Below are 26,728 nucleotides of genomic sequence, written 5' to 3'. Positions count from 1 at the left end.
TAGAAAAAATTCAAGGAGCTGATTGATATGGTAAAGACAAATGCTATGCGCATGCTGGACAAAGCAAAGATCGAATATACCACCAGGGAGTATGAAGTGGATGAGCAGAATTTATCCGGCAGCCACGCAGCGGATATGATGGGCGCGGATCATGGGTGCGTATTTAAAACTCTTGTATTAAAAGGTGAAAAAATGGGATATCTGGTCTGCTGTATTCCGGTGGATGGGGAATTGGATTTGAAAAAAGTGGCGAAGGCTGCCGGAGATAAGAAGGTAGAAATGATTCCCATGAAAGATTTGCAGAAAATCACCGGATACATTAGGGGAGGCTGTTCTCCTATCGGCATGAAAAAACAATTTCCTACGTTTATTGAAGAATCGGCCCGTTCTTATTCGGAAATTGTCGTCAGCGGAGGATTAAGAGGTCAGCAGATCGCTCTTCAACCACAGTCTCTCATTGGCTTTGTAAAGGGCAGATTTGCATCCTTAATGCAGGATTAGTTTACATAACACATTAAAAGATGGAGACAAGCCCTTCGTTTGGAATTGAATAATTAACATAAATGTAACAGTATTGTAAAATGTTCATATAAATATATTACAATTATACAGATGATTGGCTCGAGATATTAGTGTATAATATACAAAATAAAAAGGAGGACAAAAAAATAAAAATTAAAATATCACAAAAATGTTAAATGACCATTGACTTTTTTAGCAGGCTTCTTCTATAATTACGGACGTCACCAGGAAACGGCTGGGGGGTATGTCTCCAGACCAGGCAAGTGATATAAGAGAAAGAGGTGTATGTATGCTTACACTACGCTCTATCCTTCAGAATATTTGTCAGTTTTTCAGAGGGATGACCTTTAAGGTCACAAAGCGGATGTATCGTTCTTCCGCAGTATTCATGGCGGGTGCGGCAATTATTACTGTTGTGGCTTTCACCTCAGCAGGCTTTGGAAGCGGCGGCAGAAATGCGCTGACGGCATTTGCAGAAACGCCGGAAACGGAAGACGTCACGGATCAGGAAGAAGTAAAAGAAGAAACCGCTGCTCAGGAAAAAGCCCAAATAAAGATTACAGAAGCCCGGATGCAGGCACAGCAGCTGGCCGGTGATTTTCTGGAAAAAGAGGTAATTCAAAAGCAGGAGCTGGCGGAAGAATCAAAGGCGGAGATAGAACGGATCAATGACCGGATCGCTATGGAGGAAGAGGCGAAACGGCAGGCAGAAGTAGCGGCTAAAAGGGCAGAAGAAGCGAAAAAAGCGGAAGAAGCAAGAATAGCGGCAGAAGAGGCAGCCCGAAAAGCTGAAGAGGAAAAAGCGCTTCAGGCTATGTCCATATCCCAGGAAGATTATAAAGTCTTGCAGCGGATCGTGCAGGCGGAGGCCGGCATTTGTGATGACAGGGGAAAGATCCTTGTTGCCAATGTGATCTTAAACCGTGTTAAGAGCGGTGAATTTCCAGATACGGTAAAAGGAGTCGTCTATGAGACGTCTCAGTTTTCACCAGTGTCAAACGGTAGCATTAATTCCGTAAAAGTGACAGATGATACGAAACAGTGTGTTGACCGTGCTCTGAAAGGAGAGGACTATTCCAATGGAGCCCTGTATTTTATGAACCGCGGGGGTTCAAGAAGAGGTGCGGTAAGCTGGTTTGATTCTCATTTGACCTATTTGTTCCAGCATGGAAACCATGAATTTTTTAAATAAAAATATTGTAGATGATTCTGCTTCCGGTGTATACTATATGTATCCGGCAGGGACCTTTAAAGCCTGCTTCGGAACGATACGATACATAAAAGGAGAGCATGAATATGATTTTTGACTCAGCAAAGAACCTTGATTTTTACAGAAATCTTGGAATGGATGGAAGATACGAAAAAGCGGTTGATTTTCTGAAGAACACAGATTTGGAGAGCCTGGCGCCAGGCAAATATGAGATTGATGGCAAGAACGTTTTTGCCAATGTAACAGAGTATACTACGGTTCCATGGGAGGAAGCCAAGTACGAAGCTCACCATGATTATACAGATATCCAATATATGATATCCGGTTCTGAAACCATGACGTATGCACGGATCGATGAACTGGCTGAAAAAGTACCTTATAACGAAGAAAAAGATGTTGTATTTTACGACAATGAAAATCCAGGCTTAAAAGTGGTAGTAAAGGCTGGAGAATATATGATATTTAATCCTTGGGATGGCCATAAACCTAAGGCGGCTGCCGGTGAACCGGCTTTTATCAAAAAAGTAATTGTTAAAATCAAAGAAAATTAATCAGAAAACGGGAACCAATTTCTTGTAAAGAGAATCGGTTCCCGTTTTTATGGATTCAGGGAATATTACGACATTTCAACCATATCCTCCCCTGTTGTTATTGTTCGATGGATGCCAGTCATCCGGACTGGAAAGGACAAGCTTTAAAGAGCATCCCCGATGCTTTGAAAATCTCCAGCACCATCCTTTGAAATGTGAATCATAATTGGCTTCCTTCCGTATATTGTACACATAATGCATAGTGTATTTTAAATATATCCATTTTTTTGGAAAATTGCAATAGAAATCATTGACTTTTTATTAACAAAGTGAGATAATAGTAACAAATTTGGATTTTATAAAAGGAGGATTTTTCTATGTCAACAAAAGCTTATTATCCAATCAATGAAATTGGAAAGGGTAAACCAGGTTTTGCAACTACGCGTTCGATCATTGAAGCTCCGTTTTATGGAAACAACGTAATTAAAGTTAATACACTTAGAGAGGCATATGAACTGGCAAAAAATTCACCAGGAACCGTGGTAACGGATATGCCCGTATACAGAGGAGAGGAATTTGGCCTGGATAAGGATGCCAAGGTTCTCTTATTTAATGATGGTGCGATAACCGGACGTTATGCGACCGCAAGAAGAATTGCAGGAGAACCCGGTGTAAATTGCGGCGCTCTAGATAAAGTTGTTATGGACGCAGTTTATGAGACCCGCTGGAAAACAATGTATCATGCAGAAGTTTTTGCCGGTCTTGACCCTGAATTTATGGTGAAAGTACATCTACTTATTCCGGAAGGAGAAGAAAATATTCTGTATAACTGGATGCTCAACTTCCAGTATATGTCTGACGAATATGCGAAAATGTATAAAGCTTCTAAACCAATCGGCGATGGAAAGGAAGCTGATATCTATATTTTCTCTGATCCTCAGTGGAACGGTTCTGACCGTCCCGGAGTCGATCTGTCCTGTTTAAGCGATCCAAAATGTTTATGCTATTTTAATACGGACCAGAACTGCGCGGCAATCCTGGGTATGAGATATTTCGGCGAGCATAAAAAGGGAACCCTTACTATGGTATGGGCTTTGGCAAACCGCAATGGATATGCTTCCTGCCACGGCGGACAGAAAGAATATAACTTAACCGATGGATCCAAATATGTTGCATCTGTATTTGGTTTATCCGGCTCAGGAAAATCCACCATTACCCATGCAAAGCATGGCGGAAAATATGATGTTACCGTTCTCCATGACGATGCATTTATTATCAATACCGACACTTGCTCATCGGTAGCAATTGAACCAACATACTTTGATAAAACACAGGATTATCCGACTGGCTGTGAAGATAATAAATATCTTTTAACTGCCCAGAACTGCTCCTGCACCTTAGATGAAGACGGAAAGATCCAGCTGGTAACAGAGGACATCAGAAACGGCAACGGACGTGCCATCAAATCAAAACTGTGGTCTCCTAACCGTGTGGATAAGATTGATGCTCCGGTCAATGCGATTTTCTGGATCATGAAGGATCCTACCATTCCGCCGGTAGTAAAGTTAAAAGGCGCTTCCCTGGCATCTGTTATGGGCGCAACCCTTGCAACAAAGAGATCATCAGCAGAAAGACTGGCACCGGGAGCGGATCCCAATGCTCTGGTGGTTGTACCTTATGCCAACCCATTCAGAACCTATCCTCTTGCCAATGACTATGAGAAATTTAAAAAGCTGGTAGAAGAGAAGAACGTAGATTGCTATATTATCAACACTGGTGATTTCATGGGTAAAAAGGTTCAGCCAAAGGATACTTTAGGCATCCTGGAAGCTATTGTGGATAAGACCGCTCAGTTCAAGCAGTGGGGCCCGTTCTCTGACATTGAAATCTTTGAGTGGGAAGGCTTTGTTCCTAACCTTGATGATGCCGCTTATGCGGAGCAGTTAAAGGCCCGTATGGAAGACCGGGTGAAATTCGTTGCCAATACTGCAGTAGTGAAAGAAGGCTATGACAAGCTTCCTGATGATGCTCTGGCAGCACTTGAGAAAATCGTTGCAGAATTAAAGTAAAAATTCCATAGAGACGAAAAAGGAACCCCCTTTTTCGTCTCTGTTTTTTACGCAGGCCAGGAGCCACAGGAATATGCTTTGTTATTCACCCGGCCAATGCCGCGTCAACTAAGAAAAATTCGCAAAGCGTGTTTGCTTTCGTTTCACGGTACAGGAGGAATTATGAATAAAGATTATTTTTTATTTGATTTGGATGGGACCCTTACAGATCCCAAAGAAGGGATAACAAAATCCGTCCAGTATGCTCTCCGTCATTTTGACATTGAGGTGAATCATTTAGATGAGCTTTGCTGCTTTATCGGTCCGCCACTGAAAGACAGCTTTATGGAGTATTACGGCTTCAGCGAGAAACAGGCAAGAGAGGCCATTGATATTTACCGGGAATACTTTTCCGGGAAAGGGCTGTATGAAAATAAGGCATACGATGGAGTTGCAGAGGTTTTGCAGTCATTTCTCGCGGCAGGGAAAAAGCTTTATGTAGCCTCCTCAAAGCCTGAAATCTTTGTCAGGAAGATACTTAAACATTTTGAACTGGATTCCTTTTTCTTATTTATGGGCGGTGCCGACATGGAGGAAACCCGGGTGAAAAAAGCTGATGTGATCCGTTATGTATTAAAGGAATGCGGCATCAGGGATTTGGACAAAACGGTGATGATCGGAGACCGGAAGCATGATGTTCTGGGAGCAAAGGAAACCGGAATTGCATCTGTTGGGGTGCTTTACGGTTATGGAAGCAGGCAGGAGCTGAAAGAGGCAGGAGCTGATGTTCTGGCGGAGACAATTTTTGATTTGCAGAATCTCATATAGTATGCTATACTGAGTCTCTAACGCCGGAAAAGGAATGCGTTCTCCTTAGCCGGTCCGGCAGAAAAGCCGGGATACATTTGGATAATCAGGAGGAATACAGGAGATGAAAAAGGTGGAGATCGGATTCTGGGGAGTTGAATCCATCCTGGAGTTTGTCTCAATAGCGGGGGCGTGTAAAGAAAAAATGAATTTGGCTTGCGGGGACAGCATGGTAAATGCAAAATCATTGCTTTCGGTACTGTCTTTGTCCGCTGCGGGAGGTTTGGAATTGATCATACATGATGACTCCTGCGATTCTCTTTTAAGACTTCTGGAACTGTATGTTGAGCATGGAAGACTGCTTGGCAACAAGCATATTACGGTCTGATTGCAACTTTGAAAAAAAACTGACAGGAAAAGGAACTTGAAAAACAGATTGAAGTAGTGTATACTAAGACCATAGAAAACATGGGAAAGTAATTCCTGAAATGTGCGACACTCTTACCTTTTTTGAACCTACATTATGACTCATGGGATTCCGATATTTTCAGGCGGATGTCAGGCCTCCGTAGCAGTGGAAGGCAGAAACCTGAGTGAGGTTGCCCACCTAGCAAGGCTAGGCGTCAATAAGTAAGAACCGGCATTTTGGGGTTACTAAAGAAAAAAGCAGCGAGAAATCGCTGCTTTAACTTTATGGAAAAGTATGGTAAAGTATTAAATAGACAGTAGTCAAACTTAATAACTTAGGAGAATTTCAATGAAAGAAAGAAAATTTGGAAATTATATATGCTGGGGAATTACAGCCCTTTGCGTTATTGCCTTGAGCATTGCCTTTGCCTTTTTCCTTTCCAGGTTTCAGGCTGTAAAAGATACGGCAAAATTAGTGATAGGAATTCTGATGCCGGTCATTTACGGAGCTGTGCTTGCATATCTTTTACTGCCGGTCTATAACAAGTCCAGAGACCTTACAAATCACATACTTTCTTCCGCGTGGAAAAACGAAAACGGGGTGAAGTCTGTTTCCAGTGCCATGGCAACTTTGGTCAGCCTCATTTTTCTGTTTGTGATCGTAGTCGGACTCTTTTGGATGATCATTCCTGAGATTTATAACAGCGTCATGGGACTTCAGGAGTCACTGGGGGAGAACATCAATGATCTGGCCCTGTGGCTCCAGAAAATGTTTGAGGATAACCCTGCCGTAGAACAGGCGGTCATACCCATATATGACCGGCTGACAAGCCAGCTTCAAAATTGGATGACCTCTGACCTTGTTCCCAATATGTCCATGCTCATCGGCAGCCTTTCCATCGGACTGCTAAGCGTGGTGCTTGTCCTTAAAAACATCCTGATCGGTGTCATAGTTATGGTCTATCTTTTAAATATAAAGGGGACCCTTTCTGCCCAGTGCAAGAAGATTATTTACAGTGTATTTTCTGTGAAAACGGCGAACCGGGCAATCGATGAAATCCGCTTTGTTCACCGGGTTTTCGGCGGATTCATAACCGGTAAGATTTTAGATTCCCTGATTATTGGAATTATGTGCTTTGTCCTTTTAAACGCCATGAAAATGCCTTATGCCCTGCTGGTAAGCGTGATTGTGGGAGTAACCAATGTAATCCCGTTTTTCGGACCGTTTATCGGAGCCGTACCAAGTGCATTCCTCATCCTTTTGGTCAGCCCTGTTAAATGCCTGTATTTCCTGATATTCATACTTTTGCTCCAACAGTTTGACGGAAATATACTGGGACCGAAAATATTGGGACAATCCACAGGTCTTCCCAGCTTTTGGGTGCTGTTTTCCATCCTGTTTTTCGGAGGCCTTATGGGATTTGTAGGGATGATCATAGCTGTGCCCACCTTTGCTGTGTTCTACAGCGTAGTTTCAAGACTGGTAAACCGTTCTCTGGCGAAAAAAAACCTTTCTCTTAAAACGGCAGACTATTTTGAACTGGAGCGAATTGATGAAGATAAAAAAACATTTATGAGATAAGAGGAGCGCATGAATAAAAAGACATTTATCGGATTTGTTGTCGGTATTCCTCTTCTGGTTTTGATTCTCATTATAATTATTCTGGTAAATGAACCGGAACCGGAGGGAATATCAAGAGGGGCCGCATATAAGTCGGCCGCTCTCCTTCTTACCGATAGAGGAAACTGTGAAAAAATGCTGAAGGATCAGAAGCAGGAGTATTTTCCGGAAAAGGAACAGAATAACTGGTATGTGAAATACATGAATTACCTGTATATTGGCGGCTATCTTGATCCCGGTATCATACCGCCGAAAAGGGAAACTGCAGAAGGCTTTCTCACTTATCAGGAGGCGGAAAGCCTGGCAGAAGCCTTGGTCCCTGGCTCAGGAAAGAAAATTCATGATGGCGGGAAAAAACAAAACACGAAGATTCCAGCCGGTGAATGGTGGGATTTGTATGAAGAATTAAGGGAGACCCTGGACAAAGAAGGGAATATTAAGGAGCTTGACGTCCTTCTTTATGGTACTCCCACCAATGTAAAAGCAGCATCAGCCTGGACTGCCTATACCAGCAGGGGGAATTTCCAATTTGAAGGCATCAGCCTGGACTCTTACATAGACTGGGAGCTGAAACTTCTGGTCAGGAACGGCGAGATCATCGCTTTAAAAGAGACGGTTACAGATTCTATAACCTATAAAAATGTCTGGCTGGCCTCAGGTGAGGGAGGAACATTCCGGGTATACCTAGGCTCTGTGGAACGAACCTTTCCCTTAGAGGCTTCTTTGGGCCAGCCGGAGGAGTTTGCCAATAACATTGCCGATATCAGTTTAAAAAGAGGAAACTTACAGAAGGTGACCATGAAGAAAAAGAAGATATCGGGAAAGGTTCTGGCGGTAAAGGAAGACTCCATTGAAGTGGAAGGGTATGGCAGCCTGAAGCTGGATAAGGATTTTAAAGTATACCGGCTGTACGGACAGTTTGAAGAGCGCAGCATTACTGACATTCTGGTAGGATATGACATACAGGATTTTGTGGTAGCCCACGGGAGAATTTGTGCTGCCTTGCTGGTGAGGGAATTTGACGCAAAGAGCATCAGGGTCCTTTTGATGAATACGAATTTTCAGTCGATTTTTCATTCGTCCGTAACCCTCTCTGCGGAAAGCGGCCTGGCATTGTCCTATGGGGAGAAGGTAGTAAACGTTCCTCCAAAGGCGGAGGTGATTATTGATACCACAGATGAGAGGCTGAAGGATGGACGGATCGTAGCAGCTCCCCTGGAAAAAGGAGATTCCATATCCGTTAATTCCATCCGAAGATCCTATGGCACCCCTTCTTATGGCGGGACTGTTGAGATACGAAAGGAAGGGGAAGGACTGCTGCTGATCAATGAGCTGTATCTGGAGGATTATCTGACAAAGGTCGTGCCCAGTGAAATGCCTGACAGCTATGAAAAGGAAGCCTTAAAAGCCCAGGCTGTCTGCGCAAGGACCTATGCTTTCCGGCAGATTCAGAGCAATACCTACAGCAAATACGGTGCTCATGTGGATGACAGCACCAGATTCCAGGTTTACAATAATCTTCCCACCGCATCAAAAACGGAAGAGGCAGTGCGGGAAACCTATGGAAAGCTGTTGTTCTATGATAATAATCCAATTGAAGCCTTTTATTTTTCCACCTCCTGCGGACATACCACCGACGGAAGTGTATGGGGAGGTGATCCGGCCCAGTTCCCCTATCTGGATGGCAGTCTTCTTCAGGACAGCAGGGGAGTCTTAAACCTGTCTACAAACTCTGATTTTGATGAATTTATAAAGAAAAAGGACTATCCGGCTTACGACTCGGCATATCCTATGTACCGTTGGGAGACCTCCGTCACCAACCGGCAGTTAGAGGAGGAGATCACTGAAGTAGGTTCTATCCTAAACATTACGGTAACGGAACGGGGAGTCGGCGGGATTGTGAAAAAGTTGAGGATCGAAGGATCCGACGGCATTATGACGATCAATGGGGAAGGACAGGTGAGGGCAAAACTGGGAAATAAATATATGACCGTCACCAAGCTGGATGGTACTATGATGAAGAATTTTGATTCCCTTCCCAGCGCCTATATTGCTATTGAAAATCAAGGCGTAGATGACAAGAACATTACCACCTTTCATATCTATGGCGGAGGCTTTGGCCATGGAGTAGGTATGAGTCAGAATGGGGCTCAGGCCATGGCAAAGGCCGGGAAAAATTTTGAGGATATCCTGAAATTTTATTATTATGGGACAGAAGTACGGGAAGCAGAACAGAGCAAGGAATGAGAATGACATTTCCGGCGTAGGATGATAGAAAAAACGCAGGAATGTCATATGCAAGATCAGAAGCTGGAAAACCTGTTAAACCTTGCCCTCAGCGCAACCCCTGAGGAGCGGGAAAAATCAGGAAATTTAAACGTAGGATATAATCCTGGGGAAAAGTCATGGGATGTGATCGTAAAATATTCCGGAGACATAAGCGGTCTTGCCCAGGCAGGAATCCGGGTAGAGCCAATGGTGAACGAATATGCCATACTTACGGTTCCTGAATCCCTCATTGACAGGTTAAGTGAATTACCGCAAATCGAATATGTGGAGAAACCAAAGAGGCTGTTTTTTGCAATTAATCAGGCAAAGTCGGCCTCTTGTGTCAATTTGGTACAACAGGGAAGCAGTATCCTGACAGGAAGAGGAGTTTTGGTAGCGGTCATTGATTCCGGAATCGATTATTTTCACAATGATTTCCGGAATAATAACGGTACCACCAGAATTGTAAAGTTGTGGGACCAGACCCTGGAACGGGTGTTTACAGCAGAAGAAATCAATGCAGCCCTGGCTGCCGGTAACAGGGCGGAAGCAAGGAGACTGGTTCCTTCTACAGACATCTCCGGCCACGGAACGGCCGTAGCATCCATAGCAGCCGGAAACGGAAGAGATGGCAACGGACAGTACCGGGGAGTTGCTTTTGAAAGCCCGCTGCTGGTAGTAAAGCTTGGTGTCCCCCAGGAAAGTGGGTTCCCCAGAACCACAGAGCTTATGCGGGCAGTTAACTTTGCTGTACAGCAAGCCGTGGAACTGCAGATGCCTCTGGCCATTAATCTAAGCTTTGGAAATACTTACGGTTCTCATGACGGAACCAGCCTTTTAGAGACGTTTCTTGATGATATATCCAATTACGGGAAGACCGTAATCGTGGTAGGAACAGGAAACGAAGGGGTTGGCGGAGGCCACATCTCAGGAGTCCTGACAATGTCCAGACCTGAGGAAATCGAACTCAGCGTGGGCGGGTACCAGCAAAGTTTCAGTGTACAGCTTTGGAAATCCTATGCGGATTTGTTTGATATCAGCATTATAACCCCCTCCGGAGAAGTGATCGGACCCATCAGCAGCAGACTGGGGCCGCAGACCATAAACTACAGGAATACCAGGATCTTGTTATACTATGGGAAACCTGGTCCTTACAGTGTGGCCCAGGAAATTTATCTGGATTTTCTTCCTATCGATACTTATATAGAAAGCGGGATATGGAGATTTCGTCTGACTCCCAGACAGATCGTGGAAGGTAAATACGATCTCTGGCTTCCTTCTGCCGGGGTATTGAGCCAGTCTACCCGGTTTTTAAGACCCACGCCTGAAACTACCCTGACCATTCCATCCACGGCATCCAAAGTCATTTCCGTGGGTGCTTATGACGATACTTATCAGTCTTATGCAGATTTTTCCGGCAGAGGATTTACAAGGAGGACCAACCAGGTAAAGCCGGATATATCTGCTCCCGGGGTGGGAATCATTGCCGCAAAGGCCGGAGGAGGCTATGAAACGGTAACAGGTACTTCATTTGCAACGCCTTTTGTTACTGGCGGTTCCGCCTTGCTGATGCAGTGGGGGATTGTGGATGGAAGGGATCCATTCCTGTTCGGCGAAAAGATCAAGGCTTATCTGATCCGGGGGGCCAGGCCTCTTCCCGGAGTCACCCGATATCCCAATCCGGAGCTTGGATATGGTGCGTTATGCATCAGTGACAGCCTTCCCGTATAACATGGGAGGAACGCCCTGAGGGCATACCTTTATGTCCAAAGAGCATGGACAGGAAGAGGAAAAGCCATTGGAAAAAGAGGCGGTATGCTTTATAATGGAATCAATACGTTTGGGGAGGTGTGAAATGGAAATCAGACATGAACTGGTCATTCCCAATAATGACCTGCCGTTTCGAATGTTTATTTTTGAGGGCCGGGATGGTAATTATAAGGTTGCAAAGCACTGGCATCACTCCGTTGAAATTTTTCTGGTTCAGGAGGGGAAAATTGATTTCTATATCAACAACAGCCACCTTACCCTTGAAAAACAGGATTTTGTGCTGGTCAACTCCAATGAAGTCCATTCCATTGAAAGTCCCAATCCCAATATCACCATTGTCCTCCAAATACCGGCAGAGACTTATGAGGGGTATATGGGGGAAGAAAATTATGTAAATTTTGAGAAAAAGGGCGAGGCTCAAAATAAAAGGCTGACACAACTGGTCGTCTCCATGTTCTCTAATTACGAAAAGCAGGAATACGGCTACAGCCTGAAGGTGAAAAGCCAGTTCTATGAGCTTTTATATCTTCTGGTTACGGAGTTTAAGGCGGAAACCATGGATAAGGAAATCCTCCGCCAGAAAAGACAGCTTGACAAGCTGTCAAAGGTCACCCAGTATATGAGGGAAAATTATGACCAGGACTTAAGGCTTGAGCAGGTGGCGGAACGTTTTGGTTTCAGCCCCACCTATCTGTCCCGGATCTTCCAGAAATATGCGCAGGTCAATTACCGCACCTATCTGATTGACCTGCGTGTCAAATATGCGGTCAGGGAACTGGTGGGCACCGGCACCGAAATCGGAGAGATTGCCATGAAGCATGGTTTTCCTGACAGCAGAGCCTTTTCCAAGGCATTTAAAAAGCGGTATGGCTGCCTTCCCAGCGAATACAGGAAATGTCTGGATGTACCTCATGAATAATTTGGCAGCACATGCTTTTGCATTCTGGAATCACGATTTATCCGCCAAATCAGCAATGGTGCGGATAAACTGTAACAATTATTTTAATATAGGGTATTATAATCACTGAAAATATGATATAATGTACCATAACTTTGGGCAAAGGATGTGATTGAATGAATATCAGGGAATCCACGGAACAATGGGAGAATGCATATTTAAGTCCTTATGCCGCTTTCAGTAAAAACAGCAGAGGAAGAGAGCGGGAAGAGGAGGCTTGTGATATCCGGACAGCTTATCAGAGGGACCGGGACCGGATCATTCACTGTAAGGCATTTCGCAGGCTGAAACATAAAACCCAGGTTTTTCTGGCACCGGAAGGGGATCATTACAGGACCAGACTGACTCATACCCTGGAGGTATCCCAGATTGCCAGGACCATCGCTAAGTCCTTGCGAATGAACGAGGACTTAACGGAGGCCATAGCCCTTGCTCATGATCTGGGACATACTCCATTCGGTCATTCCGGAGAGGCAATTTTAAATAAGATCTGTTCCCAGGGGTTTGCCCACTACAGACAGAGTGTCCGGGTGGTAGAGATTTTGGAAAAGAACGGTATGGGATTAAATCTTACCTGGGAAGTCAGGGACGGGATTTTAAACCACCGCACCAGCGGCCAGCCTTCCACGTTAGAGGGGGCCATCGTCCGCCTGTCGGATAAGATCGCTTATATCAATCATGACATTGATGATGCTATCAGGGCCAGGATGTTTGTAGAGGAAGATCTGCCGGAATGCTATACGGGAATTCTGGGGCACAGTGTCCGTGAAAGGCTTAACAATCTGATCCATGATATTATCGGAAACAGCTATGGAAAGCCCGAAATTATCATGTCCCCGGATATGGAGAGCGCCATGCAGGGACTGCGTACCTGGATGTTTGAAAACGTCTATAAAAGCGATATTCCAAAGGCAGAGGAAGGAAAAGCACAGCATCTTATTGTCATGCTTTTTAATTATTATATGGAGCACCCGGACAAGCTGCCGGAGGAATACCGCATTTTAATGGAAGTCCGGATGGAAGGCAGAGAACGGGCGGTCTGCGACTACATTGCAGGTATGAGTGACAGCTATGCCATTGATAAATTTGAGGAACTGTTTGTCCCGAAAGCGTGGAAATCAGTTTAAACAGGATATCTATTTCAGGAACGCCCTGCGGGTATACCTTTCCGGCCCGAAAACCCGGCCAGAAAGGAGAAAGGAGAAAGGAAGCTTCATGCGATATTCGGAAGAAGTGATTGAAGAGGTCCGGATGAAGAATGACATCGTGGATGTGATTTCGGGATACGTCAAGCTGCAGAAGAAGGGAAGCAATTATTTCGGCTTATGCCCTTTTCACAATGAAAAGTCCCCTTCCTTTTCGGTATCCCCTGCCAAGCAGATGTACTACTGCTTTGGTTGCGGAGCAGGCGGTAACGTATTGACGTTTGTCATGGAATATGAAAATTATTCCTTTTCTGAGGCGTTAAAGGTCCTGGCAGACCGGTCAGGTGTGAAGCTTCCTGCGGCAGAGTACAGCAAGGAGGCCAGGGAGCAGGAAGATCTTCGGTCCGCTCTTTTGGAGATCAATAAGCTGGCTGCCAGTTATTTTTATTATCAGCTTAAAAACCCCCAGGGGGAGGCAGGCTACCGCTATTTAAGGGACAGGCAGCTAAGTGATGAAACCATAACCAGGTTTGGGCTTGGGTATTCCAACAAAACCAGCAGCGACCTTTACCGGTATTTGAAAAGCAAGGGATATGATGACAGTCTGTTAAAGCAGACAGGGCTGGTGACCATTGAAGAACGTGGAACCTTTGATAAGTTCTGGAACCGGGTGATGTTTCCCATTATGGATGTGAATAACCGGGTCATTGGTTTCGGAGGCCGGGTCATGGGAGCCGGGGAGCCAAAGTATCTAAATTCCCCTGAGACAAAGCTTTTTGATAAAAGCCGGAATTTATACGGGCTAAATTATGCCAGACTTTCACGGGAAAAATACATATTGATCTGCGAGGGTTACATGGATGTGATTGCAATGCACCAGGCAGGGTTCACCAATGCGGTGGCTTCCCTGGGAACGGCCTTTACCTCTCAGCATGCCCAGCTTTTAAAACGGTATACGGATAAAGTAGTTCTCACTTATGACAGCGACGGCGCGGGGGTCAAGGCTGCCCTCCGTGCGATTCCCATTCTCAAAGAAGCAGGCATGTCCATCCGCGTACTCACCATGCAGCCTTACAAAGATCCTGATGAATTTATAAAGAATCTGGGAGCTGAGGCTTTCCGACAGCGAATAGAAGAGGCCCGCAACAGCTTCCTGTTTGAAATTGATGTGCTGAAAAAGAATTACCAAATGGAGGATCCGGAGCAGAAAACTGAATTTTACAATCAGGTGGCCAGAAAACTTCTGGAATTTCCAGAGGCTCTGGAACGGGAGAATTATTTGGAGGCGGTCTCCAGGGAGTATTATATTAATTATGAGGATTTAAAACGACTGGTCAACCGTTTGGGGGCTTCTCTGGGACCGTCTGTTTCGATACCGCGGGAAGAAGGTATTCTTAAAAACCAGAGAAAAAAGGAAAAAGAAGACGGCGTAAAGCAATCCCAAAGGCTGCTTCTTACCTGGCTCATTGAAAATCCATTACTGTTTGATAAGATTAACGGAGTAATCTCTCCGGATGATTTTATAGAAGAACTGTATCACAAGGTGGCACGGATGGTTTTTGACGGACACGCTGCCGGAACATTGAATCCGGCTGAGATCTTGAATCATTTTATTCATGATGAAGATCAATACCGGGCAGTCGCAGGTCTTTTTCATGCGAACTTAAAAGAGTCCCTAGATAATGAAGAACAAAAAAAAGCGTTTTCGGAAACGATTATGAAGGTGAAAAAAAATAGTCTGGATCATGCCAGCCGCCATGCAGCAGGAATTTTAGAACTGCAGAATATTATAAAGGAACAGGCTGCGCTAAAGGATTTGCATATTTCGCTGGATTAGGGTGTACACTATAGGCAGGCTGTGGAAGGATGGAAAAACATGGACGAGAATGTGAAGAAGACAGCAGATAAGATGGTGGGATCAAGAAAAACTGAAGAGGAACAGGCTGTGGAGGCTAAGGCTGCAGAGACAGCCGCTGCATTCGAGGAAAAATTAAATCAGCTTCTGCTTTTAGCAAAAAAGAAACGGAATGTGCTGGAAAATCAGGAGATTCTGGATTTTTTTGTGGGAGAGAATTTAGACTCAGACAAGCTGGACCAGATTTTTGATTTTCTGGAAAACAATAAAGTGGATGTTCTTCAAATCGGCGGCGAGGATCTGGAACTGGATGAGGATCTTTTCATAGAGGAAGATATCGAGGATGAAGAAGAGATTGATATGGAAAGTATCGACCTGTCTGTTCCTGAAGGTATCAGCGTGGAGGATCCGGTCCGCATGTATTTGAAAGAGATCGGGAAAGTCCCCCTTCTTTCCAGTGAAGATGAAATTGAGCTTGCCAAAAAGATCGAGCTGGGTGATGATGATGCAAAGCAGAGGCTGACGGAGGCCAACCTACGCCTGGTGGTCAGCATTGCCAAACGCTATGTTGGGCGGGGAATGCAGTTTTTAGACTTAATTCAGGAGGGAAACTTAGGGCTTATTAAGGCCGTTGAAAAGTTTGATTACCGGAAAGGTTATAAATTCAGCACTTATGCGACCTGGTGGATCAGACAGGCGATCACCCGTGCCATTGCGGACCAGGCACGTACCATCCGCATCCCGGTTCACATGGTGGAAACCATCAACCGTCTGGTTCGTGTGTCCAGACAGCTGTTGCAGGAGCTGGGACGGGAACCGGTGCCGGAAGAGATTGCAGCCAGGGCAGATATGCAGGTGGACCGGGTCAGGGAGATCATGAAGGTGTCACAGGAACCGGTATCCTTGGAAACGCCCATCGGAGAAGAAGAGGACAGTCACTTAGGAGATTTCATTCAGGATGAGCAGGTAGCCGTTCCGGCTGATGCTGCTACCTTTACCATGCTCCACGAACAACTGATGGAGGTGCTTGACACTCTGACAGAGCGGGAGCAGAAGGTTTTAAAGCTGCGCTTCGGTCTTGATGACGGCCGGCCCAGAACCCTGGAAGAGGTAGGAAAGGAATTTAATGTTACGAGAGAACGAATTCGCCAGATAGAGGCAAAAGCATTGCGTAAACTGCGCCATCCCAGCAGAAGCAAAAAGCTGAAGGACTATCTGGATGATTAAGACATAAGACGGAGTTTAGCATGAAGTTATCAAGACGTTTGGAAACCATTGCTTCCTTTGTTCCGGAAGGAAGCAGAGTAGCTGATATTGGAACAGATCATGGTTATGTTCCGATCCATCTGGTACGGGAAGGAAAAGCAAAACATGCCATTGCCATGGATGTGAGGGAGGGCCCCTTGTTACGGGCCCGGGCCCATATCCAGGAGGCAGGCTTACAAGATTGTGTGGAAGTCCGTTTAAGCGACGGACTTTTAAAATTAGAGCAAAACGAGGCAGACTGTGTTGTCATAGCAGGCATGGGCGGAGAGCTGATGATACATATCCTGGAAGGAGGCCGTGATTTGTGGGAAGGTATTCCTTACTGGGTCCTATCCCCCCATTCGGAACTTGGGAAGGTGCGCAGATTCCTGGAGAAAGAGTCATTTTTCACTTTGCGGGAGACTATGATAAAAGAAGAAGGAAAATATTATTCCGTCATTGGAGTCAGCAGAAAGCCGGAGGATCCCTTTATTCAGGGAAAAAATGACAGGGAGATTTCCTACCGTTATGGCAAGATGCTTCTGGAAGCAAAGGATCCTGTCTTAATGGAGTACTTAAAAAAGGAAGAGGAACAGCTGGAACAGATCTTGGCTGGACTTTCTGCCATGGGGACAGAGGCTGCAGCCAGAAGAATGGAAGAGCTGAAGCTGGATTTGTCCTACAATAAGGAGGCACAGGATGCGATGCGATGAATTAATAGAGAAGCTGGAACAACTGGCACCGCCGGGATGTGCCTGTGATTGGGATAATGTAGGCCTCCTGGCAGGGCGCAGCGACAAAGAAGTGAAAAAGGTTTTCATTGCCTTAGATGCTACCGATGAGGTAGTGGAGAACGCTGTCCGGTGGGGGGCTGATTTATTGATCACTCACCATCCCCTGATTTTTAAGTCATTAAAAAAAATCAATGATAAGGACTTTATATCCCGGCGTATAATAAAGCTGATCCGCCATGATATCTCCTGCTACGCCATGCATACGAATTTTGATGCAGCACCAGGTTGTATGGCAGATGCGGCTGCAGAGAGGCTGGGACTCACAAATATAAATGTTCTGGAAAAAGAAGGTGTAATGCGTGGGGAAGGACTGGAGGAGACGATATACGGAATCGGGAAAACAGGGTATCTTAAGGAAGAAATGACGGTAAGGGAGATCGCCGCTTTTGTAAAAGAACGGTTTTGCCTTCCATTTGTAACGGTTTACGGGGAGTCTGCTCCGGGTAAGGCCGTACGATTTGTGGGTATCAGTCCGGGATCAGGGGGAAGTCTTATGAAACCGGCGTTAGATGCTGGTGTGAAAGTCTTTATAACCGGTGATATCGGTCATCATATCGGTATCGATGCTGCTGCAAACCAAATGGCTGTCATTGATGCAGGTCATTATGGCTTGGAATACCTGTTTTTAGATTTTATAGAAGAATATCTAAAGAGAGAAGCAGGAGAAACAATAGAAATCTGCAAGGCAGAAATCGAATTTCCTGAAACATTCATATAAGGAGGAAGTAAATGGCGATAGTTACAATTGACGGTGTGGCAAAGGAATACCCCATAGGGACGTCTTATCAAGAAATTGCAAAGGAGTATCAGCCCCGGTTTGAAAATGATATTTTACTGGTCAGTGTAAACGGAAAACTTAGTGAACTCCATAAAACAGTCCAGTTTGACAGCAGCCTTCATTTTTTTACAGGGAAAGATCAGCCAGGGATTCAGACTTATCACAGAAGCGCTATTTTTCTTATGATGAAAGCCTTTTATGACGTGGCAGGAGCGGAAAACATTGAAAAGGTGACTGTGGATTTTTCTTTAGGAAAAGGCTATTATATTGAGGCCCATGGAAAGGTTGAACTGACGGAGGAACTGCTTTCCCGGGTAAAGGCCCGCATGGAGGAATATGTGAGCCAGAAACTTCCCATTATGAAGAGGAATGTACACACTGACGAAGCCATTGAACTGTTCCACAAGCACCGGATGTATGATAAGGAGAGACTGTTCCGGTACCGCCGGGTGTCCCGTGTCAACATCTACAGCATAGGCGGCTTTGAAGATTACTATTATGGATACATGGTACAAAATACCGGATACATCAAATATTTTGACTTAATTCCCTATGATGACGGATTTATGCTCATGCTGCCACAAAAGGAAAACCCCAAAGAGGTACCTGTATTTGAGGCAGAGGCAAAGCAGAAGCTGTTCCGTGTGTTAAAGGAAAGCATAAAATGGGGGGAACGGCTGAATGTTTCTCATGTAGGAGCCCTTAACGAAGAAATTGCATCCGGTAACATCAATGAACTGATATTAATTCAGGAAGCGCTACAGGAAAAGAAAATTGCTGAGATCGCAGGAAAAATAGGCGCTGACCGGAGTAAGAAATTTGTTATGATTGCCGGCCCGTCCTCATCCGGAAAAACCACCTTTTCCCACCGCTTGTCTGTGCAGTTAAAAGCTCAGGGAATGATCCCCCATCCCATTGCCGTAGACGATTATTTTATAAACCGGGTCGATAGTCCAAGAAATCCGGATGGAAGCTATAATTATGAGGTTCTGGAATGTCTGGATATTGAACAGTTTAATAAAGACATGACGGCTCTTTTGGCCGGAGAAACTGTAGAAATGCCCCGGTATCAGTTTAAAACAGGGGTCCGTGAATACAGAGGCGATTATTTAAAGCTGGGTAAGGACGATATACTGGTAATAGAAGGGATTCATTGTCTCAATGACAGGCTTTCTTATTCTCTTCCGAAAGAAAGTAAATTCCGGGTATATGTAAGTGCCCTGACTCAGTTGAATATTGATGAACACAACAGGATTCCCACAACCGATTGCCGCCTGATCCGGCGGATGGTGCGGGATGCAAGAACAAGAGGTGCTTCCGCACAGGATACCATACGTATGTGGCCGTCGGTGAGGCAAGGAGAGGAAGAGTATATTTTCCCATTCCAGGAATCGGCCGATATGATGTTTAATTCCGCAACAGTCTATGAGCTGTCTGTGCTGAAGCAGTTTGCTGAGCCTCTGTTATTCGGAATCCCCAGAGACTCTCAGGAATATTTGGAAGCAAAGCGCCTGCTGAAGTTCCTTGATTATTTTCTTGGGGTCAACAGTGAGGATATTCCCCGTAATTCCATTGTCAGAGAGTTTATCGGAGGAAGCTGCTTCAAAGTTTAGGATGGAAAACGGCTTTACAAATGAACAAATATATGATATGCTATTACAGTTTTGAGTAAGACAAATGGCCGCAGCTGCAAAGCCGAAAGGCTGCAGATGAGGAAAGTCCGGGCTTCACAGGGCAGGATGCCAGATAACGTCTGGCGGAGGCGACTCTAGGGATAGTGCAACAGAAATATACCGCCGCAATTCTCACGAAGGCAACGAGCCAAATGGACGTTTGCACGGCAATTTGGCGAATGTTCGTGGGGTAAAATACTCCGCAGCTTGCTGCGAGGTATTTGATCTGCGGTAAGGGTGGAATGGTGGTGTAAGAGACCACCGCCCTTCTGGTAACAGGAGGGGCCCATGTAAACCCCATCCGAAGCAAGACCGAACAGGGAGCATAAGGCGGCCCGTCTGCTCCCGGGTAGGTCGCTGGAGCCTGCCGGCGACGGCAGGCCTAGATAGATGGCCATTCAACGACATAACCCGGCTTATCGTCTTGCTCAAAACTTTCAGAAGTAAATAAAATATTAAAAATAGTAAAATGGCGCAGCATAAAAGCTGCGCCATTGTTAGACTGGATTCCGTGTTGTTTCACCAGGGACTGTCTAAGCCTGCTGTTTATTTCGTATATTTTTCTTCGCAATACATGCAGCGGTAAACTTCTTTGTCCTCATCGGCAAGATAGAACACATGAGGGAGTCCTTGTTCTATGGAGGTGATACAGCGGGGATTCTTGCAATGTATAACATTTGTGATCTTTTTCGGCAGGCTTAATGCCTTCTTTTCCACAATCAGATTGTCCTTAATGATGTTGACCGTTATGTTATGGTCAATATAGCCCAGGATTTCCAGATCAATGTGGTCTAAGCCGCCTTCAATTTTTATAATATCCTTTTTCCCCATCTTATTGCTTTTGGCATTCTTGATGATAGCCACCTGACAGTCCAGCTTGTCCAGACCCAGGTTATAATATATTTCTAAGCTTTTTCCTGCTTCTATGTGATCTAAAACGATTCCTTCTTTTAATCCGCTGATATTTAACATGATTATTTTACCTCCAATAATGTCATGATAAGGGCCATGCGCACATACACGCCGTATTTCGCCTGCTTAAAGTAGGCGGCTCTGGGATCTTCGTCAATCTCCACGGAAATTTCGTTGACTCTTGGAAGGGGGTGAAGAACATACATATCTTGTTTTGCCAGTTTCATTTTCTTTTTGTCCAGAATATAACAGTCCTTCAAACGGATGTAATCCTCTTCATTAAAGAAGCGCTCCTTTTGCACACGGGTCATGTACAGGATATCAAGAGACGGCATCGCTTCGTCAAGGCTGTCCATTTCCATAAATTCGATGTTGTTGGCCTTTAACACATCTTCACGGATGTATTCAGGTACTCGCAGTTCAGGGGGAGAAATCAAGATGAATTTAATGTTTTCGTATCGTACAAGAGCATTAATCAGAGAGTGGACCGTTCGGCCGAATTTTAAATCACCGCAGAGGCCGATGGTCAGATCATTTAAGCGGCCTTTTAAAGAACGTATGGAAAGAAGATCAGTAAGGGTCTGGGTCGGATGCTGGTGTCCTCCGTCTCCGGCATTGATTACCGGTATGCTGGAATGGTTAGCAGCAACCAGCGGAGCTCCTTCTTTGGGATGTCTCATGGCACATATGTCTGCGTAGCAGGAAAGGACCCGAATGGTGTCAGCAACACTTTCTCCTTTTGCGGCAGAACTGGAGTCAGCAGAAGAAAAGCCTAGTACACTGCCGCCCAGATTCAACATGGCAGCCTCGAAACTCAAACGAGTTCTTGTACTTGGCTCATAAAATAATGTCGCTAATTTTTTTCCATCGCATACATGAGAATATTTTGGAAGATTTTCTTCGATATCTTTGGCCAGATCCAAAAGCTGCCCTGTCTCTTCCACACTAAAGTCTAACGGGTTAAGTAAATGTCTCATAAGAATCTCCTTTATCCACTAAATTAAGGTTTAAAATTCTATCCCATCTACTATACAGTATTAGTTAAAATATTTCAACACTTTTTTAAAATTTATGATATAATCTAAACCTGCGGTTTTTTCCAGGAATTGGAAGAGGGTCCTGTAAGGAATATTTAAGGAAGTGTAAGAAAATAAAGAATGACCGATGGAAATATCTTGTTGTATAATGTGTATGCAAAGTCATATGTCCTGCTAGTTGCAGGCTATTGATCCTTGCAACATTTGCCAGTTGCAGGCATGCTTACATTCCTGTGCCTGGCTCATTGCTTGCAAATATATAGAAAGGGGGTGTCTGTTTTGGAGGAAGGTAAGGCACCTATGATTCAGGTTAAGAATCTTTATAAGGTGTACAAAGTGGGAAACACAAAGGTCTATGCGTTAAACGGCGTGGACTTTACCATATACAAAGGGGAATTTTGTGCGATCGTAGGCCCCTCCGGCTCCGGTAAATCCACTCTTTTAAATATGCTTGCTGGTCTTGAAAAGCCGTCAAAGGGTGAGATCGTTATTGGCGGGAGCCATATAGAGAAGCTATCGGAAAATCAACTGGTATCATTCCGCAGAAAACATGTTGGTTTTATTTTCCAGTCCTACAATCTGTTAAAGACTATGAATGCGGTGGAGAATGTGGCTTTGCCACTGTCGTTCCGGGGAGTCCCTAGAAAAGTAAGGAATGAAAAGGCAAGGGAATACATAAAACTGGTGGGTCTTGAAAAGCAGATGAAACATATGGCCAATGAAATGTCAGGCGGCCAGCAGCAGAGAGTCGGAATTGCAAGAGCTTTGGCGGTAGATCCCCGGATCATCTTTGCGGATGAACCAACTGGAAACTTAGATTCAAAGACCACCAGGGAAATATTAAGCCTGATGCAGAGAATCGTGAGAGAACAGAATCAGACTCTGGTCATGGTTACTCATGATAATTATATTGCAAAGTTTGCAGACAGACAATTCCATATAGTAGATGGAAAAATCGTTAAAATCGAAGAACAGCATCATGAGGATACGAAGGAGGATATGGAAAATGAAGAAGGGTAGGAAAGGACTTCTGTGGCTGCTTGCGGCTCTTATGGTCATTGGAACTATGCCTGGTGCGGCTTTTGCCCAGTATGATTTAAGCAGAAATACCTACATTGATGTAAAAAAGTCTCCATCTGGAAAGACTGGAGAGACCGTTACTATTAATATGGTTTTTACAAACAATGGCAACAGTGATTTAAACAACGTAGCGGTGAGGTTTGACCGGGATCTGGCAGAGCAGGAATATCAGGCGACAGAAAATGCAGACGAAGAGACAAAGTATTCCGGAGCCATCTTTCCTTTTGAAATTACGTCCAATACCTTTGATAACAAAAAACTGGGAACAGTAAAGAGTGGAACTTCTAAGAGCATTTCTCTCACTGCAAGGGTCCGCCGAGACATTGCAGAGGGCTATTACCTGGTACCTTTGGAAGTATTAACAGATGCAACCAAAAAAGATGATGGTGCCCATGCCAGCTATGAAAAGGTCAACATCTGGATCACAAAATCCACCTCAACCACGGAATCCGGGAAAGATGAAGGGACGATTCAGTTTGAACTTGGAGAAAACCAGAATACGCCATCTGGTATTTTTCCAGAAACCATGAATTTTAAAATAAATTTCCGTAACTCTTCCAATATTACCGCTTTTGATGTAGACATCCGGATGGGGCTGAACCAGGACAGCACCAAGTTCCCTTTTGACATTAATGACGGAAACTACACCAGGCACTACGACCGGATCGGTGGTGGTGAGACAGTGGAGGTTCCATACAGTATGAATATCCGCAAGGATGTTTACAGCGGATATTATCCCATCACTTTTACTATTGAATATCGTGACAGCACTGAGGGGGATGTCCAGAAAGCGGAAGAATCCTTTTATGTAAAGGTTCAGAATAAAGACAAGGAAGAGGAGACCGGTGATTTTAACGCCAACGACAGGACAAAAGCCAGAATCATTGTGGATGGGTTTCAGACGAATCCTGAGACGGTCTATGCCGGGGAGGAGTTTGAAATGATCCTTCATATGAAAAACGCCTCTGAAAACGTCGCCGCAAGCAACATTCTTTTTAACCTGGAATCAGAAAAAGTTACGGACAGTGCAGTATTTACCTTGGATTCCGGTTCCTCATCCATAGTTGTGAACTCCCTTTCCGCAGGCCAGACCACGGATGTTAAGGTGAAGCTGCGGGCCGGAGCCTGGGTGGACCAAAGGACCTATGCCATTACCATTAATGAAAAATATGACAGCCCTGAGTTTAAAAACGCCGAAGAAAAGGTAACGGTGAACATTCCTGTCAAACAGGTCTCCCGGTTGAACACGGGCACCATTGAGGTAATGCCGGATACAATTTCCGTAGGCTCTGAGACAAATGTGATGTTTCCCATCAATAACACGGGAAAGGTGCTCCTCTACAATGTCATGGTAGCCTTTGTGGGGGATTCTATACAACAGACCAACAGCTATGTAGGAAATATTAAGCCGGGAGAATCCGGGAATGTAGATGCTATGATCACCGGATCAGCTCCAACCATGGATGATGGGAAAATCAAGGTTATGATCACCTACGAGGATGAAAACGGTGCCGTCAGCGAACCCATTGAAAAGGAACTGTCTTTAACGGTAACAGAACAGATGGATCAGGATCCCGGAATGGATGGTTCAGGAGATTTCCCGGCGGTAACAGAGCCGGAAGGCTCTTCCAAATATGGAAAGCTCATCATTCCGGCAGTGGTTGCTGCCCTGGTTATAGGAACCTTTGGAACGGTATTTGTGCTTAAGAGGCGCAAACGGAAAAAGGAAGCATTGGAAGAGGAAAATAACAATGAGATTTAGCGATTTGCTTTCCATGAGTGTCAACAATTTAAGACGCAGGAAGCTAAGGACATTTTTAACGGTTCTGGGAGTTTTGATCGGTACGGCTTCCATTGTTGTCATGGTGTCTTTGGGGATCGGTTTTAATGAACTTACCATGGAACAGATCGCTTCCTACGGAAGCCTTACAGAAATTTCCGTATATTCCAACGCCATGTGGGGAGGTAATGAGAACAGCAAGGACCCCAATTATATGACCGACGATGTGATCGCCCAATTTGGTAAGCTGGAGCACGTTACTGCAGCTTCTCCCCTTTTGGAGACCAATGTTTTGATGACCCAGGGGGCTTATCAGGCTTATATCAACCTTATTGGAGTCACCCAGGAGTATATGAAGAATATTCCCTTAAAGGAAGGCGGCATCCCGGAACCGGGAAAAAGGGATCTTCAGATGATCGTAGGGAATATGGTGGCCAGAAATTTTAACAACCCAAAAAGCAACCGCAACGACTATTATGAGGATCCATCCAGCATTCCAAACATTGATTTCATGAATAGGCCCTTATTTGTGATTTTTGATATGGATGCCTATTACCAATCTCAGAACGGGGGAACGGGAGAGGGAGGTAAAACCGTCAAACCTCCCAAAAAGTATTTAATTCCAACGGCAGGACTGGTAGCAGGAGGAACCGAAGAATGGAATAGTTACAGCTATAACGTTTATGTGGACCTGGATGCCTTAAAGGCCCAGTTAAAACAGATTTTTAAAAAGAAGCCCATTCCCAATCAGCCAACCAATAAAAAGGGGAAACCCTACAACTATTTTATTTACCAGCAGGCCATTGTGGAAGTGGATGATATGAACCATGTGACGGCGGTACAGAAAACCATTACAGATATGGGCTATCAGGCCAACAGCAATATGGAATGGCTGGAACAATCCCAGAAGCAGGCTCAAATGGTTCAGGCCCTATTGGGAGGGATCGGAGCCGTATCCCTGTTCGTGGCGGCCATCGGCATTGCCAATACCATGATGATGTCCATTTATGAAAGAACAAAGGAAATCGGGATCCTGAAGGTTTTGGGATGTGATATGAATAATATCAGGAATATGTTCCTTCTGGAATCCGGTTTTATCGGATTTTTAGGAGGAATAACGGGAATCCTGTTCAGCTATGGAGTATCATTCCTCATAAATAAGTTTCTTTCCGGCCGCTTTATGGCAGGTATGCCCGGCGATCTTTCCAGAATCCCGGCATGGCTTTCCTTGACAGCCGTTGGTTTTGCAATTTTTGTAGGCATGGCGGCAGGATTTTTCCCTGCTTTAAGGGCCATGAAGCTGAGCCCTCTTGCCGCTATCCGAAATGAATAGCTGATTTACAAAAGAGACTTGCATTTTTTTGTAGAATATAATATGATGTTAAATAAGGTACGTGCGACTGGCGGATAAGTGGAGTAATACCACGGGGAGCACGATACAATAAAAGCCGGCCGCCTGGGCACCCTAAGGGATGTCCAGGCGGTTTTTTGATTTGCAGAAAACCATGTCCTGTAAATCAAAAACAATTTGTTTTCATTCAGAAAGGAGACCAGATCTCATGAATTTGATTTCTTTGCAAGACGATTTAAGGAGCAATTCCTATCCGGGAAGAGGCATTATAATGGGAAAAACACCGGATGGAACAAAGGCGGTTGCCGCTTATTTCATTATGGGGAGAAGCGAAAACAGCCGCAACCGTGTTTTTGTAGAGGACGGGGAAGGTATCCGCACCCAGGCCTTCGACCCTTCCAAGGTCACGGACCCAAGCCTTATTATTTACGCCCCGGTGCGGGTCATGGGAAATAAAACCATTGTCACAAACGGAGATCAGACCGACACCATCTATGAGGGAATGGATATCCAGCTGACCTTTGAGCAATCCTTGCGGTGCAGGGAATTTGAGCCGGACAATCCAAATTACACTCCACGCATTTCCGGAATCATGCATATAGAGGGAGGACGTTTTAATTATGCCATGTCTCTCATAAAGAGCAATCATGGGGATCCGGATTCCTGCAACCGCTATACCTTTGCTTATGACAATCCGGCGGCAGGTGAAGCTCATTTCCTTCACACCTATATGCATGATGGAACTCCATTGCCAAGCTTTGAAGGGGAGCCGAAGCTGGTGGCAGCCCTTGATGATCTGGATGAATTTACTGCCATGATATGGGAAAGCCTGCACGGGGATAATAAGATTTCTCTCTTTGTAAGGTATATTGACATAGAAACCGGAGATTATGAGACCCGGATCGTGAATAAAAATCAATGACAGGAGTACAAAAG

At 44.9% G+C, this 26,728-nt stretch carries 22 protein-coding genes, 2 other RNA genes and 1 riboswitch; of the genes, 22 read left to right on the top strand and 2 right to left on the bottom strand.

Annotated elements, in window-relative coordinates; all coding sequences use genetic code 11:
• The first annotated feature begins 27 nt into the window (after window positions 1–27).
• The 18 genes from ybaK to rnpB all read left to right on the top strand — a co-directional run bounded on the left by ybaK (window position 28) and on the right by rnpB (window position 20,067).
• Complete coding sequence (gene ybaK / locus CLOSA_RS11120) at window positions 28–501, top strand: Cys-tRNA(Pro) deacylase (protein WP_013272867.1); 474 nt, start codon at window positions 28–30, stop codon at window positions 499–501.
• A 310-nt stretch (window positions 502–811) separates the two neighbouring features.
• On the top strand, window positions 812–1,714 hold the full coding sequence (locus CLOSA_RS11115) for a cell wall hydrolase (protein WP_013272866.1): 903 nt from the start codon (window positions 812–814) through the stop codon (window positions 1,712–1,714).
• 104 nt (window positions 1,715–1,818) lie between these two features.
• Window positions 1,819–2,283 (top strand): YhcH/YjgK/YiaL family protein, encoded by a 465-nt coding sequence (locus CLOSA_RS11110; RefSeq protein WP_013272865.1) that lies wholly within the window; start codon window positions 1,819–1,821, stop codon window positions 2,281–2,283.
• Window positions 2,284–2,639: 356 nt separating this feature from the next.
• Complete coding sequence (locus tag CLOSA_RS11105; protein ID WP_013272864.1) at window positions 2,640–4,331, top strand: phosphoenolpyruvate carboxykinase (ATP); 1,692 nt, start codon at window positions 2,640–2,642, stop codon at window positions 4,329–4,331.
• Window positions 4,332–4,493: 162 nt separating this feature from the next.
• Window positions 4,494–5,138, top strand: coding sequence for an HAD family hydrolase (locus CLOSA_RS11100; protein ID WP_013272863.1), 645 nt, complete (start codon window positions 4,494–4,496; stop codon window positions 5,136–5,138).
• Window positions 5,139–5,241: 103 nt separating this feature from the next.
• A complete protein-coding gene (locus tag CLOSA_RS11095; RefSeq protein ID WP_013272862.1) occupies window positions 5,242–5,505 on the top strand; it encodes a hypothetical protein in 264 nt (87 codons plus the stop codon).
• A gap of 89 nt (window positions 5,506–5,594) precedes the next feature.
• Window positions 5,595–5,773: non-coding RNA, 6S RNA (gene ssrS / locus CLOSA_RS22130), on the top strand.
• Between the two features lie 101 nt (window positions 5,774–5,874).
• Window positions 5,875–7,107 (top strand): AI-2E family transporter, encoded by a 1,233-nt coding sequence (locus CLOSA_RS11090; protein WP_013272861.1) that lies wholly within the window; start codon window positions 5,875–5,877, stop codon window positions 7,105–7,107.
• A 9-nt stretch (window positions 7,108–7,116) separates the two neighbouring features.
• On the top strand, window positions 7,117–9,393 hold the full coding sequence (locus tag CLOSA_RS11085) for a SpoIID/LytB domain-containing protein (RefSeq protein WP_013272860.1): 2,277 nt from the start codon (window positions 7,117–7,119) through the stop codon (window positions 9,391–9,393).
• A 48-nt stretch (window positions 9,394–9,441) separates the two neighbouring features.
• Complete coding sequence (locus tag CLOSA_RS11080; protein WP_013272859.1) at window positions 9,442–11,145, top strand: S8 family peptidase; 1,704 nt, start codon at window positions 9,442–9,444, stop codon at window positions 11,143–11,145.
• Between the two features lie 124 nt (window positions 11,146–11,269).
• Window positions 11,270–12,103 carry an AraC family transcriptional regulator gene (locus CLOSA_RS11075; RefSeq protein ID WP_041709121.1) on the top strand — a complete coding sequence of 278 codons (834 nt, stop codon included), beginning with the start codon at window positions 11,270–11,272 and terminating at the stop codon, window positions 12,101–12,103.
• Between the two features lie 155 nt (window positions 12,104–12,258).
• A complete protein-coding gene (locus CLOSA_RS11070; protein WP_013272857.1) occupies window positions 12,259–13,269 on the top strand; it encodes a deoxyguanosinetriphosphate triphosphohydrolase in 1,011 nt (336 codons plus the stop codon).
• Window positions 13,270–13,357: 88 nt separating this feature from the next.
• Window positions 13,358–15,124 (top strand): DNA primase, encoded by a 1,767-nt coding sequence (dnaG, locus tag CLOSA_RS11065; protein ID WP_013272856.1) that lies wholly within the window; start codon window positions 13,358–13,360, stop codon window positions 15,122–15,124.
• 72 nt (window positions 15,125–15,196) lie between these two features.
• Window positions 15,197–16,369 carry an RNA polymerase sigma factor RpoD gene (gene rpoD, locus CLOSA_RS11060; RefSeq protein WP_408643008.1) on the top strand — a complete coding sequence of 391 codons (1,173 nt, stop codon included), beginning with the start codon at window positions 15,197–15,199 and terminating at the stop codon, window positions 16,367–16,369.
• A 20-nt stretch (window positions 16,370–16,389) separates the two neighbouring features.
• Window positions 16,390–17,100, top strand: coding sequence for a tRNA (adenine(22)-N(1))-methyltransferase (locus tag CLOSA_RS11055; protein WP_013272854.1), 711 nt, complete (start codon window positions 16,390–16,392; stop codon window positions 17,098–17,100).
• The gene (locus CLOSA_RS11050; RefSeq protein ID WP_013272853.1) at window positions 17,087–17,899 is read left to right on the top strand and encodes a Nif3-like dinuclear metal center hexameric protein; all 813 of its coding nucleotides are present in this window, start codon (window positions 17,087–17,089) and stop codon (window positions 17,897–17,899) included. Before CLOSA_RS11055 ends, CLOSA_RS11050 begins: the two co-directional genes overlap by 14 nt.
• Window positions 17,900–17,910: 11 nt before the next feature.
• Entirely contained in the window at window positions 17,911–19,572 is a 1,662-nt protein-coding gene (locus CLOSA_RS11045) for a nucleoside kinase (RefSeq protein WP_013272852.1), read from the top strand.
• A gap of 52 nt (window positions 19,573–19,624) precedes the next feature.
• An RNA gene (rnpB, locus tag CLOSA_RS22005) (RNase P RNA component class A) lies at window positions 19,625–20,067 on the top strand.
• Between the two features lie 111 nt (window positions 20,068–20,178).
• On the opposite strand, the gene CLOSA_RS11040 is transcribed toward rnpB, so the two are convergent.
• Window positions 20,179–20,604: an aspartate carbamoyltransferase regulatory subunit gene (locus CLOSA_RS11040; RefSeq protein ID WP_013272851.1), complete on the bottom strand. Its 426-nt coding sequence runs from the start codon at window positions 20,602–20,604 to the stop codon at window positions 20,179–20,181.
• Window positions 20,605–20,606: 2 nt separating this feature from the next.
• Window positions 20,607–21,521 carry an aspartate carbamoyltransferase gene (gene pyrB / locus CLOSA_RS11035; protein WP_013272850.1) on the bottom strand — a complete coding sequence of 305 codons (915 nt, stop codon included), beginning with the start codon at window positions 21,519–21,521 and terminating at the stop codon, window positions 20,607–20,609.
• A 360-nt stretch (window positions 21,522–21,881) separates the two neighbouring features.
• Between pyrB and CLOSA_RS11030 the strand changes: the two genes are divergently transcribed.
• The 4 genes from CLOSA_RS11030 (at window position 21,882) to CLOSA_RS11015 (ending at window position 26,714) form a co-directional block, all read left to right on the top strand.
• The gene (locus CLOSA_RS11030) at window positions 21,882–22,601 is read left to right on the top strand and encodes an ABC transporter ATP-binding protein (RefSeq protein ID WP_041709118.1); all 720 of its coding nucleotides are present in this window, start codon (window positions 21,882–21,884) and stop codon (window positions 22,599–22,601) included.
• On the top strand, window positions 22,588–24,423 hold the full coding sequence (locus CLOSA_RS11025; RefSeq protein WP_013272848.1) for a COG1361 S-layer family protein: 1,836 nt from the start codon (window positions 22,588–22,590) through the stop codon (window positions 24,421–24,423). Before CLOSA_RS11030 ends, CLOSA_RS11025 begins: the two co-directional genes overlap by 14 nt.
• Window positions 24,413–25,774, top strand: a complete 1,362-nt coding sequence (locus CLOSA_RS11020) for an ABC transporter permease (RefSeq protein WP_013272847.1) — start codon at window positions 24,413–24,415, stop codon at window positions 25,772–25,774. The genes CLOSA_RS11025 and CLOSA_RS11020 overlap by 11 nt, the downstream gene beginning before the upstream one ends.
• Before the next feature lie 53 nt (window positions 25,775–25,827).
• Window positions 25,828–25,910: riboswitch (ZMP/ZTP riboswitch) on the top strand.
• Window positions 25,911–26,000: 90 nt separating this feature from the next.
• Window positions 26,001–26,714: an IMP cyclohydrolase gene (locus CLOSA_RS11015; protein ID WP_013272846.1), complete on the top strand. Its 714-nt coding sequence runs from the start codon at window positions 26,001–26,003 to the stop codon at window positions 26,712–26,714.
• The last annotated feature ends 14 nt before the right edge of the window (window positions 26,715–26,728 follow it).

Origin of the sequence: [Clostridium] saccharolyticum WM1 (assembly GCF_000144625.1) — a bacterium.
GTDB classification, from domain to species: Bacteria; Bacillota; Clostridia; order Lachnospirales; family Lachnospiraceae; genus Lacrimispora; species Lacrimispora saccharolytica.
The sequence above is the reverse complement of the archived record's forward strand: the minus strand, read 5'-3'. Positions and strand labels throughout refer to the sequence as shown.